Here is a 16,074-nt window from a genome sequence, read left to right as displayed (position 1 = left end):
TTGCTGCTTAACCATGCAGGTGCCAAACACAGAGCCCCGCCACCGGTTTACGGTGGCGGGGCTCTGTGGCTCATAGAGATAACGTCAGCCTATCAAAACGCTTCCCACTCCTGCTCGGCACTGGCGGCCGCGTTGGACTTCGGCTTACCCGTAAGCTGGGGGCGCAGCAGCTCGCCGCGGGGCTGCGGGGTAGTCAGCGCGGGCTGACGACGCTCGCTACCCTGCTCCAGACGGAATGCCGCCACCACGCCCTCCAACCGCTCGGCCTGCTCCTCCAGCGAGCTGGCCGCCGCAGAAGCTTCTTGCACCAGCGCTGCGTTCTGCTGGATGACCTCATCCATCTGAGCGACGGCCTGATTGACCTGCTCGATGCCCGCGCTCTGCTCCTGGGAGGCTGCCGATATTTCGTCCATGATATCGGTGACTCGGCGTACCGACCCGACGACTTCCCGCATGGTGGCACCGGCTTTTTCTACCAGTTGAGAGCCTTCATTGACCTGCGCCGTGGAAGCATCGATCAATCGCTTGATCTCCTTGGCCGCCTCGGCACTGCGGCTGGCCAGGTTGCGTACTTCGCTGGCGACGACCGCGAAACCGCGCCCCTGCTCGCCTGCCCGGGCAGCCTCGACCGAGGCATTGAGCGCCAGGATATTGGTCTGGAAGGCAATCGAGTCGATCACGTTGATGATATCGGCCACCTGCTGGGAGCTCGAAGAAATCCCGTGCATGGTCGAGATGACCTGATCGACCACGTCGCCGCCCTCTACCGCCTTACCCGAAGCATCATTGGCCAGCGTGCTGGCCTGACGTGCGTTATCGGCGTTCTGCTTCACGGTTTGGGTCAACTGCTCCATGCTGGCGGCGGTTTCCTGCAAGGAGGCCGCCTGCTGCTCGGTGCGGGACGATAAATCCGCGTTGCCCCCGGCAATTTCTCGTGCGCCGATGTAGATCGAGCCACTGCTGTCGCGCACGGTCGCTACCGTGGCCGCCAGACCACTCTGCATGCGCTGCATGGCGCTGAACAGCTTGCCAATTTCATTGCTGCCGCGCAGGTCCACGCGAGTTGACAGATTATTTTCGGCAATGCGCTCGAAATGCACCACGGCCTCGTCCAGCGGCTTGACGATAGACCTCACCATGGCCATACGCACCAGCACGATGGTCAAAAGCGCAACGATGATCACGGCGATATCGATGTAAGCGAACATTTGCACGTCGCGTTCATAGTTGGCCAGCAATTGATCACCGTAATCCTTGAGGAAGTCATTGAACGCCATGCTCGATGAGATTAACTCCTGGTTAAGAGAACTAAGGGTTTGCCGTATACTCATCAACTGTACGTCATTACCAGAGGTGACCGCAGCAGCGAGCGGCACAAGCCCTTGCTGCATGACCGCATGAAAGTCGGTAATGACGGCATCGGCCAATTCGCCATTGATGTCACGGGGGGACGAAGCCTCGAACTCGGCAAAGTAGCGCTGGGCTGATTGCAAGAAGCCGTCGGCCTCCGCCAGATAGGACTGAGCTTGCTGACGCTGCCCATCCTTAGCCGCTACGACAGCGTTCATGTAAGCCAACTGAGAAAACCCCACCGAACGTTGAACACGTGCAAGCGGCAACATCTGATCCATCGAAATGGTATCCAGTACTACTAGCGAGCGCGCGCCCCTTTCGCCTGATAAATGAGCGATAAAAGCAACTACCATGATCAATACACCAAAGATGGCCAGTACAACGGTCAGACCTGTTTTTACCGAGATGTTTGCCAATAGCTTGTTCATGTTACCCCCTCGCTGACCAACCAACGTTTGCCAGCCCAGTCGAGAAATCCCTTTCCTTGAATGTGATGCCCGTTACCGAGCCTCAATGCGTTAATCACATTCTGTTGGGAAGTTACCATCTTGACAATAGGGTTCACATTGTTTGACGTTATTGATAACTTGCTAACAATCCTGCTTCTTTTTCGTGCAACTTCGCCAAAACTGCACCATTTCTACGCTGCACCGCATCATCCCTGCCTCCTTCGAGAACAAGACGTCTCTTCGACTCTTATGACTAACCTTTTGAAAAGCTGATATTTCGCAAAAACGACTAAGCCATTTGGCATGTTAGCTGCACAAGACAAGGGGATAGCAAACTGGGCCAACGTGGGCCCGGCGATAAAAAAAGATGATCAACAGACAACGGCGTCTGCAACAGCTCCTCAACGGGGCTGATTGCAGGCGCCGTTTTTGTCTCCAAAGGGCAGGAACCGTGTCATGCGCAAAAAAATCACTTCGTCCCACTCACCGGAACGTCGCCACTTTCTCAAAAGCTCCGCCGCCGTGGTGGGAGGCTCTGCCGTGCTCAGCAGCCTGCCCATGAGCTGGGCTTTTGCCAACGGCGCTTTGGAAACCACGTCGGCCAAACTCGGCTTCATTGCGCTGACGGATGCAGCGCCGCTGTTCGTGGCCGATGAAAAAGGATTTTTTGCCAAGCACGGCATGACCGATGTGGAAGTTCTCAAGCAGTCTTCCTGGGGGACCACCCGAGACAACCTGGTGCTGGGTTCCCAGCGTAACGGGATCGATGGCGCACACATCCTGACGCCCATGCCTTACCTGATCGCCAGCGGTGCCATGACCCCCAACAACATTCCCGTGCCGATGAGCATTCTGGCGCGCCTCAATCTCAACGGGCAGTGCATCTCGGTGGGCGATGAGTACGCCGACCTCAAGGTCGCGCTGGATACCCGTGAGTTTGCCCAGGCCCTGGCGGAAAAGCGCAGTGGAGGCAGCGAAGTCAGCGCTGCCATGACCTTCCCCGGCGGCACCCACGACATGTGGATTCGCTACTGGATGGCCGCCGGGGGCATCGACCCCAACCGCGACATCTCCACCATTACCATCCCGCCGGCCCAGATGGTGGCCAACATGCGGGTGGGCAGTATGGACACCTTCTGCGTATGCGAGCCCTGGAACCAGCAGTTGATCAACCAGGGCATCGGCTACACCGCCAATACCACCGGCGAGCTGTGGAACGACCACCCGGAAAAAGCCTTCGCCATGCGCAGCGACTACGTCGAAGCCCACCCCAACGCCACCAAAGCGCTGCTGATGGCCATCATGGAAGCGCAAATATGGTGCGAAGACCCGGCAAACCACGAGGAGATGGCCCAGATCTGCTCACGCCGCCGCTGGATTCATGCGCCTTATGCCGACCTCATCGACCGTATTCAGGGCAACTTCGATTACGGCACCGGGCGCGTCGTGGAAAACCATCCGCACATGATGCGCTACTGGGACAAGCACGCCTCCTACCCCTTCAAGAGCCACGACCTGTGGTTCCTGACCGAGAACAAGCGCTGGGGCTACTTGCCGCAGGACTTCGACAGCGCGGCCCTGATCGAGCAGGTCAACCGCGAAGACCTGTGGCGAGAAGCCGCTCACGCCCTCGGCGTGGCCTCGGCAGACATTCCGGACTCCACCTCTCGCGGCGTCGAAACGCTGTTCGACGGCAAGGTCTTCGATCCGGAAAACCCGCAAGCCTACCTCGATAGCCTGGAGATCAAGGCGCTGGCCTGAGCCAGGCAGCCTGGGAGAACCTCATGACGACTTCATCAAGAGCGAATACGCTATCTACCCCCATGCCAGGCGTGCACCCTGTGCTGCTACGCCTGCGCGATACCCTGGTCAAGAACGTGCTGCCGCCGGTGGTCGTGCTGGCCATTCTGATCGGCCTGTGGGAAGCGCTGTGCTCCCATCCTGGCGCGGCGCTGCCGCCGCCCTCGCAGGTGCTCAACGATACCTGGGAGCTGATCATTCATCCCTTCTACGACTACGGCGGCAACGACAAGGGCATGGGCTGGCAGATTCTGGCCAGCCTGGAACGCGTGGCCTATGGCTACCTGCTGGCGGTGGTGGTAGGTATCAGCCTGGGCGTGCTGGTGGGCCAATCGACCTGGGCCCTGCGTGGCCTCGACCCCGTGTTTCAGGTGCTGCGCACCGTGCCTCCGCTGGCCTGGCTGCCGATTTCACTGGCCGGGTTTCAGGACAGCACTCCTTCGGCCATTTTCGTGATTTTCATCACCGCCATCTGGCCCATCATCATCAACACCTCGGTGGGGGTGCGTAATATCCCCGAGGATTACCGCAACGTGGCCCGCGTGATTCGCCTCAACGGCATGGAGTATTTCACCCGTATCATGCTGCCCGCCGCCGCACCCTATATCTTCTCGGGCCTGCGCATTGGAGTAGGGCTTTCCTGGCTGGCCATCGTGGCCGCCGAGATGCTGATTGGCGGCGTGGGCATCGGCTTTTTCATCTGGGACGCCTGGAATGCCTCCATGCTCAGCGACATCGTGCTGGCACTCATCTATGTGGGCATCGTGGGCTTCATTCTTGACCGCATCGTGGCCTTCATCGGCCAGTGCGTGACCCGTGGCACCACCCAAAGCTAACCCAGGAGATTGGATCATGGCTTCACACTATTTAAGCGTCGAGCAGGTGGACATGACCTTTGCCACCAAAGGTGCCACTACCAACGTGCTCAAGGAGATCGACCTGGGCGTCGCCAAAGGTGAGTACATCTCGATCATTGGCCATTCGGGCTGCGGCAAGTCGACCCTGCTCAACATCATCGCCGGGCTCACCTCCTCGACCTCTGGCGCGGTCATCCTGGATGGCAAGGAGGTCAATGCGCCAGGCCCCGACCGCAGCGTGGTCTTCCAAAACCACTCGTTACTGCCTTGGCTCACGGTGTACGAAAACGTGGCGCTGGCGGTGAACAAGACCTTTGCCCGCCGCAAGACCAAGGCCGAACGCCACGCCTGGATCCTCAAGAATCTGGACATGGTCGGTATGTCCCATGCCCTCGACAAACGCCCGTCGGAGATTTCCGGCGGCATGAAGCAGCGGGTAGGGATCGCCCGCGCTCTGGCCATGGAGCCCAAGGTACTGCTGCTGGATGAGCCGTTTGGCGCCCTGGATGCGCTGACACGCGCCCACCTGCAAGAAGAGGTGATGCGCATTCAGGACGAGCTGGGGAATACCGTCATCATGATCACCCACGATGTGGATGAGGCCGTGCTGCTGTCTGATCGTATCGTGATGCTGACCAACGGCCCCTCGGCGCGCATTGGCGAAATTCTCGACATCGACCTGCCGCGCCCCCGCAACCGTATCGCGCTGGCCGACGACCCCCGCTACAACCGCTACCGCCAGGAAGTGCTGCGCTTCCTGTACGAAAAGCAGCGCAAGGTAGAGCACCTGGCCGAACGACGCGAGAAAGCCCCCAGTACTGCCACGGCTAAAAAAGCCCGCGCCTAGTCCTGTAAAACAGCCTGAGGGGTGATCTGAGGGAAGGCCTGGGGATTGGCAAAGTGGTTTTTCAGCGTTTCGCTCAGCGGCACGTTCAGAGCAAGTTCCTTGCCGGGCAATGGCTGCAGGAACCACCGCTCGTAAAGCGCCAGCATCTCATCGCTTTGATAGATCTGGCGCAGCGCCTGGTTCACCTGCTCGACAAAAGCGTCATCGCCTCGGCGCATCAGCAGTCCCAGCGGCTCCTCCGCCGTTATCGCCTCTTCCGACAGGCGATAGGCCGCAGGGTTGCCGGTTTCTGCCATCATCGTGCTCAGCAGAATGTCATCCATGGCAAACGCCGCCACCCGCTCATGGGTGACCAGGTCAAAAGCCTCCTGAAGCGTTTCCATCGGCACTACCGACAGGTTCAAACGCTGCTCGCGGTTGGCCAGATTGATCTGCCCCACGTTCACCGTTCCCCGCGCCACACTGACGCTGCGCCCCGCCAGATCCTGCAACGTGGCAAACCCATGTTTGGCCAGCGCAACATAGCGCACGGAGACGAAAAAGTGGCTCAGCGAAAAATCCGCACTACGGCGGCGCTCTGCCGTATTCGTACTGGCATTGCATTCGATATCGATCACACCGCTGTTCAATAATTGAACCCGGTTACCCGGGGTACGGAAGACGTATTCGATCTCCAGGTGGGGAAGTGCCAGTTGCTGCTGTAAATGCTCCGCCACCCGCTGACACAGCTCGATGGAATACCCCACCACGCGGCCCTGATCATCCGCATAGGAAAAAGGCGCCGTATCGCCATAGCCAACTCGCAGCGTGCCGGTTTCCCTGAGGCGTTTCAAGGTGTCGATCTCGGCAGCGAACGCCAACGCACTGGCGCCCAAGGAGGCCATCAACCCCACCCACCAGCGCCTGTATCTTCGTGACATGACTCACTCCTTACTCAGCGAATGCTTCCGGGTGTGCCAGAACGGCCTCCAGCTGAGGGCTCATGGGTAGCCCCACCACCTGCTGGTCGGGCGGAATGGGAGACAAGAACCACTTCTCATAAAGCGCCAGCATGTCGCCACTCTGATAGAGCGCGCGTAACGCTTCATTGACCCAGGCTAAAAATTCGGGGTCGTCACGGCGCAACATCAGGCCATACGGTTCGGGGTCACTCAGCGCTTCCGACGAGATATGAAAGCGCTCGGGAGAGGCATCGGACGCCACCAGGCCCGCCAGCAAGATATCGTCCATCACGAACGCAGACGCCTGCTCGGCAGCTACCATGGTGAACGCTTCGTCGTGGGAGCGACTTAGCATGACCGAGATATTGAGGCTTTGCTCCCGGTTCATGGCATTGAGCTGCTCGATATTGAGCGTCCCTGTGGTCGATACGACGCTGCGCCCTGTCAGGTCTTCGATGCGATCCAGCGCATTCTTCGCCAGCGACACATAGCGGGTAGTACTGAAGTAATGGGGGTAGGAAAATGCTGCCTGCCGACGCCGCTCTGCGGTATTGGTCGTCACACCACACTCAAGGTCGATATCGCCCTTGCTCAGCAGGATGAAGCGGTTGGCGGGCGTCACCGGCACGAAGGTGACTGCCAGCGCAGGCCCACCCAGCCGAGCGCTGATGCTGTCGACCACTGCTTGGCAAATATCGATGGAGTAGCCGATGGGCCGCCCTTCCACCACGTAGGAGAACGGCTCCTCGTGTTCTCGGTGCCCAATCAGAATGGTGTGATCCTGCTGAATACGCGCAAGCGTCGGGCCTGTCTGGGCACTGGCCGTGCCCATGGCCAGCAGCAGCAAGCCCATCAACGCGATATACCGCCCGATCACGCTACACGTCATGGCTGGCTCCCATGGTCATGCCGCTACTGAACACCTGATAACGCCCTCGACCCATGGCCTTGGCGGCGTAAAGCGCCACATCGGCACTGCGCAACAGCGTATGGCTGCTTTCGCCATCCCGTGGGGCCAGGGCAATCCCGATGCTGACACCGATCTGGACGCGCTCTCCCTGCAGGTCAAAGGGTTCGCGCAGCGCAGCGACCAGCCGCCCTGCCCGCACACTGGCTTCGTCCAGCGCATGGTGGTGAACAGGCTGGAGAATCGCGAACTCATCGCCTCCCAGGCGCGCCACCAGCTCACGCTCGGCCAACAGCCGCTGTACCCGTCGGCTGGCCTGGACCAGCAGTTCATCCCCGGCGGCATGCCCTAACGTATCGTTGACGGCCTTGAAGCGATCCAGGTCAAAAATCATCACATTGAAGCGCTCGCCTCCCGACAGCTGCGCGACGGCGACCTGCAAGGCCTCGTTGAACTGAACACGGTTAGGCAGCTTGGTCAGCGCATCGTGGTGCGCCAGGTGCTGGAACTTGAGCGCCTCCTCCTTGACCTCAAGCAGCAGCTCGCGCTCGACGACTTTTTTGCGTAACGCTTCAATGGCCTGGGCCATACAGCCAATCTCATCCTGGCGCTGTGTGTAGGGCGTTGCCTGCTCGGTTCGGTTATGGGAAATATGCGTCAACGCCTTGATCAGACGCGGCACGGGCTTGAACAGCTGATGCATCAGCAGGCTCAACAGCAAGGCCGTGGCCAACAGCACGATGCCCAGTGAGGCGACGACTTTCAGCAGAAGCTCGCGGTGCACCTGGTACAGCGTCGCCTTGGTGCCAATGGTGGCAACCGACACCCCCCATAACTCCCCCTGAGGAGACACGATGGGCAATGCGCTGATGAAGTGCTCCTGTTCGCCAAGCCGGGCAAAGCCCACGTACAGCTCACTGCCAGAAGCAGCCAGCGACAGCTCTGGGACGTGGGGGAGTTCGAGCGTGGTCTCTTCACCGTGGTGGGCATCGGCGACCATGGCGAAGCCGCCATCTGGCAAACGTGAAAACAGCCAGACGTTGTGGCGCGTTTGCGCACTCGCCAGCGCCAACACATCCACGGGGCTGAACCCCGTGCTGAGCACCGAGTCTTCATCACCAATGGGCTGTTCGGACACCAGGTGCGTCACTTGGCCTGAGAGGTCCGTGCGTACCGCGACATTCGTGTAGATACGCCGAATCGTGGCGCTCACGATCTGGGCATTCACCAGCGCTTCCCGGGCCCACTGTTCGCGTGCACTGCGCTCCACGATGGCAAAGCCCAGCAAGGCCCCCATGGAGTAGGCAAAGACTACCCCCAGCACCATGAATACCGCCACTTTACCGACCAGCGTCCGGTACCAGGGCAACCGGACGGCTGGCGACGGTGGCTCTTCCGAGCTTGATGGTTTCATATTGGCCGACTCCCCCTCAGCCACGTCTTGCCACATCGCCCATTGCTGATCATCGATCCTGTCAATGGCACGTTAGCGCCACGCCATGCAGAGCGCTCGTTACCTTGTGGTGCGCGTGCGCGCTCGTTATTCCTGTCTTCTTTTCGCAAACTACCATTAAAGACGCGCACGAGTAGCTAAAAATTTAAACGTTTCTTGTTACCTGACCACGCCTGATTGGCATGCGGCTTGCTGCATCTTTCTTGACCATGACACGCGACGACGTATCGAAGGGGAAAAAGATGCACCATTCAGACTACCCACTTAGCGAAGTACCCCTCCAAGCTCGGAAAGGGCTACTCTCTACCTCAGCGGTACTGCTTGGCTTTACCTTTTTCACCGCCACCATGTGGGCGGGTGGCTCCCTGGGCCAAGCCTTCCCGATTGGCCAGTTACTGTGGATTATCGTGGCAGGCAACCTGCTACTGGGTATCTACGCAGCAACGCTGGCTTATATCGCCTGCCAGAGCGGCCTGAATGCCGTCCTGATGGGGCGGTTCTGCTTCGGCGAAAAAGGCAGCAAACTCTCTGACATTATCCTCGGCTTCACCCAGATTGGTTGGTACGCCTGGGGAACCGCCACGATAGCCCTGGTGCTGGTACGCACCACGGGGATGCCTGAATGGCTGGAAATCCCCTTGATGGTGCTGTTTGGCTTTGGATTCTGCGTGACCGCCATGATCGGCTATCGAGGCATGGACTGGCTGTCGCGCTTCGCCGTACCCGCCATGATGCTCTTCATCCTGGTCAGCCTGTTCACCGGGCTGGTCGATGTGCGCGGCTTTGCAGGATTAAGCCAGCAAACGCCAACGGAAAGTATGAGTGTCGCAGCGGCGATCACCGTGATTATCGGTACCTTCATCAGCGGTGGCACCCAGGCGACCAACTGGAGTCGCTTTGCCAGGACGCCGAAAGTTGCGGTGATCGCAACGCTGGGCGCTTTTTTCATTGGCAATGGATTGATGGTGCTGACCGGTGCCTTGGGCACGATGATTTACCAGCAGGCAGATATCGTCGATGTTCTCATTGCCCAAGGCTTTCTCTCCCTCGCGGTATTGATGCTGTTCCTGAACATATGGACGACCCAGGACAACACGATTTACAACTTCGCCGTGGCGGGATGCAACTTGCTGCGCACCGAAAAGCGCCGCTTGGTCACCGTCAGCGGCGCCGCCATTGGTACCGTGCTGGCGGTAGGTGGCATGTACAACCTGCTCATTCCATTTCTGGTGCTGCTCGGCACGTTTATCCCTCCCATGGGCGGGGTGATCATGGCTGATTTTTGGCTCAAGCACCGAGGCCGCTACCCTGCTTTGGCCTCTGCGCAGCTACCCGATTTCAATCGGCGCGGCCTCGCCGCCTATGCCATTGGTGCCGGGGCTGCCTATTTTTCTCCGTTACTACCGCCGCTGGTGGGTGTCGTAGTCGCGGCAGGCAGCTACGCCGTGCTGCTACGTCTGAAGCACGCTACGCTGGGTGATAGCTTCCCATCGACAGCCAAACAATAAGTGAGCACCTGTTTATGAACATGCAGATCATCAATGCCCGCCTTCGCCAGCGTCCTGGGCTTTATCGGCTGGATATCGAGAACGGCGTCTTCACCGCAATCACCGCTCAGGATGCGCCGCAAACGGCAGGCGAAGGCCAGAGGGATGCGGGCGGCAAACTGCTGTGTGCGCCGTTTATCGAGCCGCATATCCACCTGGATGCGGCCCTGACCGCTGGCGAGCCTCACTGGAACCAGAGCGGCACGCTGTTCGAGGGCATCGAACGCTGGGGAGAGCGTAAGCCGTTGCTCGACGAGGCGGACATTCGGGAGCGCGTACTGAAGACCCTCAACCTGTTGATCGGCAACGGCGTGCAGTTCGTGCGCACTCATGCCGACACCAGCGACCCCAGCCTGGTAGGCCTGAAAACCCTTTGCACACTGCGAGACGAGCTGAAGGACAAAATCGACATTCAGGTGGTGGCCTTTCCACAGGATGGCCTGCTCTCTTACCCTGGCGGCGACAAGCTCATGGAAGAGGCGCTGGAGTTTGGCGCCGATGTGGTAGGCGGCATTCCTCACTTCGAGTACACGCGAGAGTTGGGCGTGGCGTCCATGAAGCGCGTCATCGAGCTGGCCATCAAGTACGACCGCCTGGTGGATGTACACTGCGACGAAATCGATGATCCCAACTCGCGGTTTCTCGAAGTGCTCGCCTGTGAGGCACTGTTTCATGAGCTGGGCAGCCGCGTGACCGCCAGCCACACCACCGCCATGCACTCCTACGACAACGCCTACTGTTCGAAACTGTTTCTGCTGCTCAAGCGTTCGGGCATCAACTTCATTTCCTGCCCCACGGAGAGCATCCACCTGCAAGGGCGCTTCGACACCTACCCCAAACGGCGCGGCGTGACACGCGTCAAGGAACTCAACGAAGCCGGTATCAACGTCTGTTTTGCCGAAGACTCCATCTTCGACCCCTGGTACTCGCTGGGCAACGGCAAGCTGCTGCGAACGCTGGATTTTGGCCTGCATATCTGCCAGATGATGGGCTATCAGGACTTCAGCCAGGCGCTGTCGCTGATCACCGACAACAGCGCCCGCACGCTCAACATCGAGGCACGTTACGGTATCGAGGTAGGCAAACCCGCCAGCTTCAACCTGCTGGATGGAGAAGACGACTACAGCGTGCTACGCAACCAGGGTGACGTACTGCTCTCCGTCCGCCACGGTGACATCATCATGCAGCGGGAGCCCGCACGCATCGTGACGCCACCGTGGCTTGGTTAGGGCTTGCGGATTCGAGCAGGCTCAGCAACCGCACTCGTTGAGCCCCGAGGCGTCCAGACTGCCGCGCTGCGCCCCGGTTTGCACCGGATGCTGGTCACGTCGCCAAAAGTCCAGACCTCCCAGCAGCTCTTTTACCTGTAGCCCTGCGCTGGCCAGCTTCCAGGCCGCTTTGGTAGAGCCGTTACACCCAATCCCATCGCAATAGGTGATGTAGACGCGCTGCTTATCCAACTCCGCCAAGCGCTCGGGAGTCATTTCCTTGTGGGGAAGGCTGATGGCGCCAGGGATGTGCCCGGCACAGTAGTGTTCGAAGCTACGCGCATCGATCACCACGATGTCGTTGATGCCTGCGGCCAAATCCTGCGCCACGTCCCAGGCATCCGTGTGGTAGCAAAGCTTGTCATGCATGGCCGATGCCATGCGGTCAGGTGGCGCGGGTGGAAATGCCAGCACCACTGACATGGGGGGTGTGGTCATCGTTGCCTCCTTACTTCACATCCAGTAGATAGCCATAAAACGCCGTATTGCGCTGCCAGCCCAGTGACTCGTAAAGCGCCTGGGCGCGCTGATTCTCTACCTGTGTCATGAGGATCAAGCGTGCGACTCCATGCTCCTGGGCCAGCCTGGCGGCGGCTTCCATCAACGCTCTGCCGGTGCCTTGCGTGCGCGACGCTGGCTGCACGAAGAGGTCATTGAGCGTCCACCGAGCATTCAGCCCCACGGTGGAAACACCCGGATAGAGCTGCACGAACCCCGTCAGTGAGCCGTCGCTCGCCTCACTGACGAGAATGTAGGAGTCGCCCAACCCCATCCGCAATTCGAGAAACCTCCGTGCAGCCGGCAAGTCGCTGGGCTGTTGGTAAAATTGGCGATAGCCATCGAGCAGCTCACTCAAGGGAGCCAGGTCATCAAACACCGCTGGACGAATCTGGGTCATGTCATTGCCTCGATAGTCATGGAGTAATGCCCCAGTCTGCCGCTATAGTGGTTCCTTAAAAAGAGCCACTTTGCACCCTTTCAGGAGAACCAGTGAAACAGAGCGCCAGCGACAGTGACTGGATCATCGACGCATTGGCCTTGCGCATGCATCAACACGCAACGCGATCGCTCAGTCAGCGGCTATACCATCCGCTCAAGGAATGGGTACGCCAGGGCAAACTCACGGCGGGCCAGCGGCTGCCTTCGTCACGTCACATGTCGGATGCGCTGGGCGTCAGCCGCAATACCGTCCTCGCGGCAACGGACAGGCTGCTGGCCGAGGGGCTGCTGGTGGCACGCCAAGGGGCGGGGCTTTACGTAGCGCAGTTGCCTCGCGTGCTGGATACCGAGACAACACCGCCTCCAAAGGCCGTTCACTACTCTTCCCGAGGGCGCACCCTATTGGCGCTGAGCAAGACGCTCAGCAACGGCTACCGGGCGTTCTCACCCGGCGTACCCGCCCTGGACCTGTTTCCTGAAGCGCAGTGGCAACGGCTTGTGCGCCAGCATCAGCGCAACGCCGATGTGGCGTGGATGGATTATCAGACCGGCGGCGGGCTGGCAGCATTGAAAGTGGCGATCAGCGACTACCTGAGGCTCTCTCGAGCGGTACGCTGCCAGCCTGAACAGGTCATCATCACTCAAGGGGCACAGCAAGCCTTCGAGCTGATCACCCAGCTACTGACCGACCCTGACGACGCGGTCTGGATGGAAGAGCCTGGCTACGGCGGTGCCAAAGCCTGCTTTCTGGCAGCTGGGCTCGATGTCACGCCCGTTCCCGTTGATGCCGATGGGCTCGACCCGGCACTGGGCGAAAAGAGTGCTCCCGCCCCTCGACTGATCTATACCACCCCCTCCCATCAATACCCCACCGGCGTGACCATGCCCGTCACTCGTCGGTTGGCACTGCTGGACGTCGCCGAACGCTGCGGTGGATGGATCATCGAAGACGATTACGACAGTGAGTTTCGCTATGACACCCCACCGCTCCCATCACTCCAGGGGCTGACCGAACAGGCGCCGGTCATTTATGTGGGCACGTTCAGCAAAGTCCTGTATCCCGGTTTGCGTCTGGGCTATCTGGTCGCCCCGCCTGAACTCGCTCCCGATGTGTGCCGGGCCCAGGCCCGTTTACATCGAGAGGGTCACTACCCACTCCAGTCGGCACTGGCCGCCTTCATGGCCAGTGGTCACTTCACCCGCCACATCACCCGCATGCGGACGGCCTACCGTCACCGCCAAAGCTGTTTACGTGCCGCCCTGGCCCCCGCCGTTGCGGCAGGTTTACGGTTATCGGAGGGGCATGCTGGCATGCACTTGCTGGCCGAGCTGAGCAGTATCGAGGAGGAAACGGCTCTGGTCAGTCATGCTGCCCAAGCGGGCATTACACTGTCGCCACTGTCACATTACTACCTTTCCGCCAACAAGCGATTCGGTTTGGTGCTTGGCTATGCCAGTGCCAACGAACAGACCCTGGCCTGGGCAGGACAGTGGCTGAGCAACGCGTATCTGGCCCATCAAACCCGCACTCCCGACACGCCACTTTCCCGCGATGGTCACAAGACCAACGTATTCTAGGGGGGCACTCTTGTAGTAGTGTAGCGTTCTTTATACGCTCATTTATAAACCTGATAGAAAGGGAACGGCCGTTCCCCATGGGGTCAAGGTGGCTCAATTGCTCTCTTCACACACAGAATCGCGCGCCTCGGTCTACAAGGCCTGGAGCGTGCATGTCTTCACTGCCAGCGGTGTCTTGCTGGGCACCATGGCGCTGTTGGCGCTGATCGATAACAACCCCGTGGCCTGCCTGCTGTGGCTAGGCGCCGCCATGATGGTAGACGGCCTGGACGGCACCCTGGCGCGCAAGTATGAAGTGAAGACCATTCTGCCCCACTTCGATGGCTCCACGCTGGATATGGTGATCGACTATCTCACCTGGGCATTCATCCCGGCGCTGTTCATCTATTTTTTCGTCGAGCTGCCCACCCACTTCGAACTGCTCTCGGTCTTCATCATCCTGCTCTCCTCCATGTTCTGCTTTTGCAACGTGAACATGAAAAGCCAGGACAACTACTTTGTAGGTTTTCCTGCTGCCTGGAACATCATCGCCGCCTACTTCTACATTCTTGATTTTCCGCCGTTTGTCACCTTCGCGATCATTCTGCTCATGGCGGCCCTCACCGTCACCCGCATGAAGTTTCTGCACCCTTTCCGGGTACGGCAATTCATGCCGCTGAACATCACGGTCACGCTGGTGTGGTGCGTCTGCACGACTTCGCTGATTCTCTCGAACCCCACCCATGCCGCCTGGGCCTTGTGGGGCTGGGTGCTGACATCGGTCTACTTCACCGGCATGTGCCTGTGGCGCACCGCTCGGGAATGGTTTGCGTGACTGCTCCCCGCCCTAAGCGCTGACGCGCCACGGGCGAGGCTTCCCACTTCTCAGGCAGCAACCGGCGACATGCCGGACTTACGCAAGCCTCCATGGGCAGAGACGGACAGCCCTTCCGCCTTCAGCTCGATAATGCCTTGATGCTTGATGTTCAGCGCCGCGTTGATGTCCCGGTCGTGCTGTGTGTGGCAGGCGGGGCACTCCCACGACCGGACGTTCAACGGCATGGCGTCCATCTTGTGCTGGCAGACATGGCAGGTCTTGGAGCTGGCAAACCACGGGTCGATCTTGACCAGATGCTTGCCCTGCTCCTTGGCCTTGTAGTCCAGCTTGGTCACCAAGGCATGCCAGGACGCATCGCCGATGTGCTTGGCGAGGCGGGCGTTCTTCATCATGTTGCGGACCTTCAGCGTCTCGACGATCACCGCTTGGTTGTCGTCAACGAGCTGTCGAGAGAGCTTGTGCTGGAAGTCGTTGCGGGCGTTGGCAACCCGCTCGTGCGCCTTGGCGACGAGTAACCGTGCCTTGGCCCGATTGGCGCTGCCCTTCTTCGTGCGGGACAACGCCTGCTGCTTGCGCTTGAGGTTCTTCTGCGCCTGCTTGAGGAAGCGCGGATTGGCGACCTTGCGGCCATTTGAGTCGATAGCAAGATGGGATAGCCCCATGTCCAGTCCGACGACGCGAGAGGTATCAACGTCCATGGTCGGCACGGGGGTCGCCTGGTCGGTATCAAAGAGCAGCGAGGCGTAGTGCTTGCCGGTAACCGTGCGCGACAGCGTGATGCTCTTGAGCTTGCCGTCAACAGGCCGGTGAACTTTGGCCTTGATCGGCCCCAGTTTGGGCACCTTGATCCAGTTGTCGCCGGCCTTGACGCCGACGCAGTGATAGCTGGACTGCTTGCCCCGCTTGCTCTTGAAGCGCGGATAGCCGGCCTTCTGCTTGGGGTCGAAGAAGCGCTGGAAGGCCTGATCGAGGTTGATGCAAGACTGCTGGAGCGCCATGGAATCCGCCTCTTTCAGCCAGCCGTACTTGCGGGATTTCTTGGCCACCGGCAGCAGCTTTTTGATGTCGTGCTTGGCGCTCAACGACTGGCCGTGGCGCTGGTAGCGATGGGACATGATGCGAAGGCCGGTGTTATAGACGAAGCGCACCGCGCCGAACTGGCGGTTCAGAAATGCCGCCTGCTCGATCGTGGGATAGAGTCGTACCTTGGTAGCCTTCAGCATGGCGCGCCATTGATGCATGAATGTATGTACAGCTTATACCGCCGGGCCCCATGCCGCAAACCCAGCAGCGCTATCGCGCTGCCCGCCTGTATCTC

The 16,074-nt window shown here is 59.7% G+C and carries 14 protein-coding genes; 7 read left to right on the top strand and 7 right to left on the bottom strand.

The window, feature by feature from the left end:
* Positions 1-92 precede the first annotated feature (92 nt).
* Positions 93-1,781, bottom strand: a complete 1,689-nt coding sequence (locus RVM27_RS10950; RefSeq protein ID WP_498956567.1) for a methyl-accepting chemotaxis protein — start codon at positions 1,779-1,781, stop codon at positions 93-95.
* A 477-nt stretch (positions 1,782-2,258) separates the two neighbouring features.
* Here RVM27_RS10950 and RVM27_RS10945 point away from each other — a divergent pair, with 477 nt between their 5' ends.
* From RVM27_RS10945 to RVM27_RS10935, 3 genes are read left to right on the top strand one after another with little or no spacing between them, the layout of a single operon-like run.
* Complete coding sequence (locus RVM27_RS10945) at positions 2,259-3,563, top strand: CmpA/NrtA family ABC transporter substrate-binding protein (RefSeq protein WP_498956566.1); 1,305 nt, start codon at positions 2,259-2,261, stop codon at positions 3,561-3,563.
* Between the two features lie 23 nt (positions 3,564-3,586).
* A complete protein-coding gene (gene ntrB / locus RVM27_RS10940; protein ID WP_039175127.1) occupies positions 3,587-4,438 on the top strand; it encodes a nitrate ABC transporter permease in 852 nt (283 codons plus the stop codon).
* Between the two features lie 16 nt (positions 4,439-4,454).
* Positions 4,455-5,306 carry an ABC transporter ATP-binding protein gene (locus RVM27_RS10935; RefSeq protein WP_498956565.1) on the top strand — a complete coding sequence of 284 codons (852 nt, stop codon included), beginning with the start codon at positions 4,455-4,457 and terminating at the stop codon, positions 5,304-5,306.
* Here the strand turns inward: RVM27_RS10935 and RVM27_RS10930 are convergent.
* The 3 genes from RVM27_RS10930 to RVM27_RS10920 are packed head-to-tail and all read right to left on the bottom strand — an operon-like array spanning position 5,303 to position 8,568.
* A complete protein-coding gene (locus RVM27_RS10930) occupies positions 5,303-6,226 on the bottom strand; it encodes an amino acid ABC transporter substrate-binding protein (RefSeq protein ID WP_498956564.1) in 924 nt (307 codons plus the stop codon). The genes RVM27_RS10935 and RVM27_RS10930 overlap by 4 nt on opposite strands.
* 10 nt (positions 6,227-6,236) lie before the next feature.
* On the bottom strand, positions 6,237-7,136 hold the full coding sequence (locus tag RVM27_RS10925; protein ID WP_256357522.1) for an amino acid ABC transporter substrate-binding protein: 900 nt from the start codon (positions 7,134-7,136) through the stop codon (positions 6,237-6,239).
* Positions 7,126-8,568, bottom strand: coding sequence for a GGDEF domain-containing protein (locus RVM27_RS10920; RefSeq protein WP_193461457.1), 1,443 nt, complete (start codon positions 8,566-8,568; stop codon positions 7,126-7,128). Before RVM27_RS10920 ends, RVM27_RS10925 begins: the two co-directional genes overlap by 11 nt.
* A gap of 281 nt (positions 8,569-8,849) precedes the next feature.
* Between RVM27_RS10920 and codB the strand changes: the two genes are divergently transcribed.
* Together codB and codA are read left to right on the top strand one after the other, a co-directional pair.
* On the top strand, positions 8,850-10,115 hold the full coding sequence (codB, locus tag RVM27_RS10915; RefSeq protein ID WP_498956563.1) for a cytosine permease: 1,266 nt from the start codon (positions 8,850-8,852) through the stop codon (positions 10,113-10,115).
* A 14-nt stretch (positions 10,116-10,129) separates the two neighbouring features.
* Positions 10,130-11,383 (top strand): cytosine deaminase, encoded by a 1,254-nt coding sequence (gene codA / locus RVM27_RS10910; protein ID WP_016915173.1) that lies wholly within the window; start codon positions 10,130-10,132, stop codon positions 11,381-11,383.
* A 21-nt stretch (positions 11,384-11,404) separates the two neighbouring features.
* Here the strand turns inward: codA and RVM27_RS10905 are convergent, their stop codons facing one another.
* Positions 11,405-11,860, bottom strand: a complete 456-nt coding sequence (locus RVM27_RS10905) for a rhodanese-like domain-containing protein (protein WP_498956562.1) — start codon at positions 11,858-11,860, stop codon at positions 11,405-11,407.
* Positions 11,861-11,870: 10 nt separating this feature from the next.
* Positions 11,871-12,320, bottom strand: a complete 450-nt coding sequence (locus tag RVM27_RS10900; RefSeq protein WP_039175123.1) for a GNAT family N-acetyltransferase — start codon at positions 12,318-12,320, stop codon at positions 11,871-11,873.
* A 146-nt stretch (positions 12,321-12,466) separates the two neighbouring features.
* On the opposite strand from RVM27_RS10900, the gene pdxR reads away from it, so the two are divergent.
* Both pdxR and pcsA read left to right on the top strand, forming a co-directional pair.
* A complete protein-coding gene (gene pdxR / locus RVM27_RS10895; protein ID WP_144981505.1) occupies positions 12,467-13,939 on the top strand; it encodes a MocR-like pyridoxine biosynthesis transcription factor PdxR in 1,473 nt (490 codons plus the stop codon).
* A 148-nt stretch (positions 13,940-14,087) separates the two neighbouring features.
* Complete coding sequence (gene pcsA / locus RVM27_RS10890) at positions 14,088-14,753, top strand: phosphatidylcholine synthase (RefSeq protein ID WP_039175315.1); 666 nt, start codon at positions 14,088-14,090, stop codon at positions 14,751-14,753.
* A 50-nt stretch (positions 14,754-14,803) separates the two neighbouring features.
* On the opposite strand, the gene RVM27_RS10885 is transcribed toward pcsA, so the two are convergent.
* On the bottom strand, positions 14,804-15,979 hold the full coding sequence (locus RVM27_RS10885) for an RNA-guided endonuclease InsQ/TnpB family protein (protein ID WP_498956561.1): 1,176 nt from the start codon (positions 15,977-15,979) through the stop codon (positions 14,804-14,806).
* Positions 15,980-16,074: the final 95 nt, after the last annotated feature.

The sequence above is a fragment of the Halomonas sp. KM007 genome, from assembly GCF_050709225.1.
GTDB classification, from domain to species: Bacteria; Pseudomonadota; Gammaproteobacteria; order Pseudomonadales; family Halomonadaceae; genus Vreelandella; species Vreelandella hamiltonii.
This window is presented reverse-complemented; position numbering and strand designations above follow the sequence as displayed.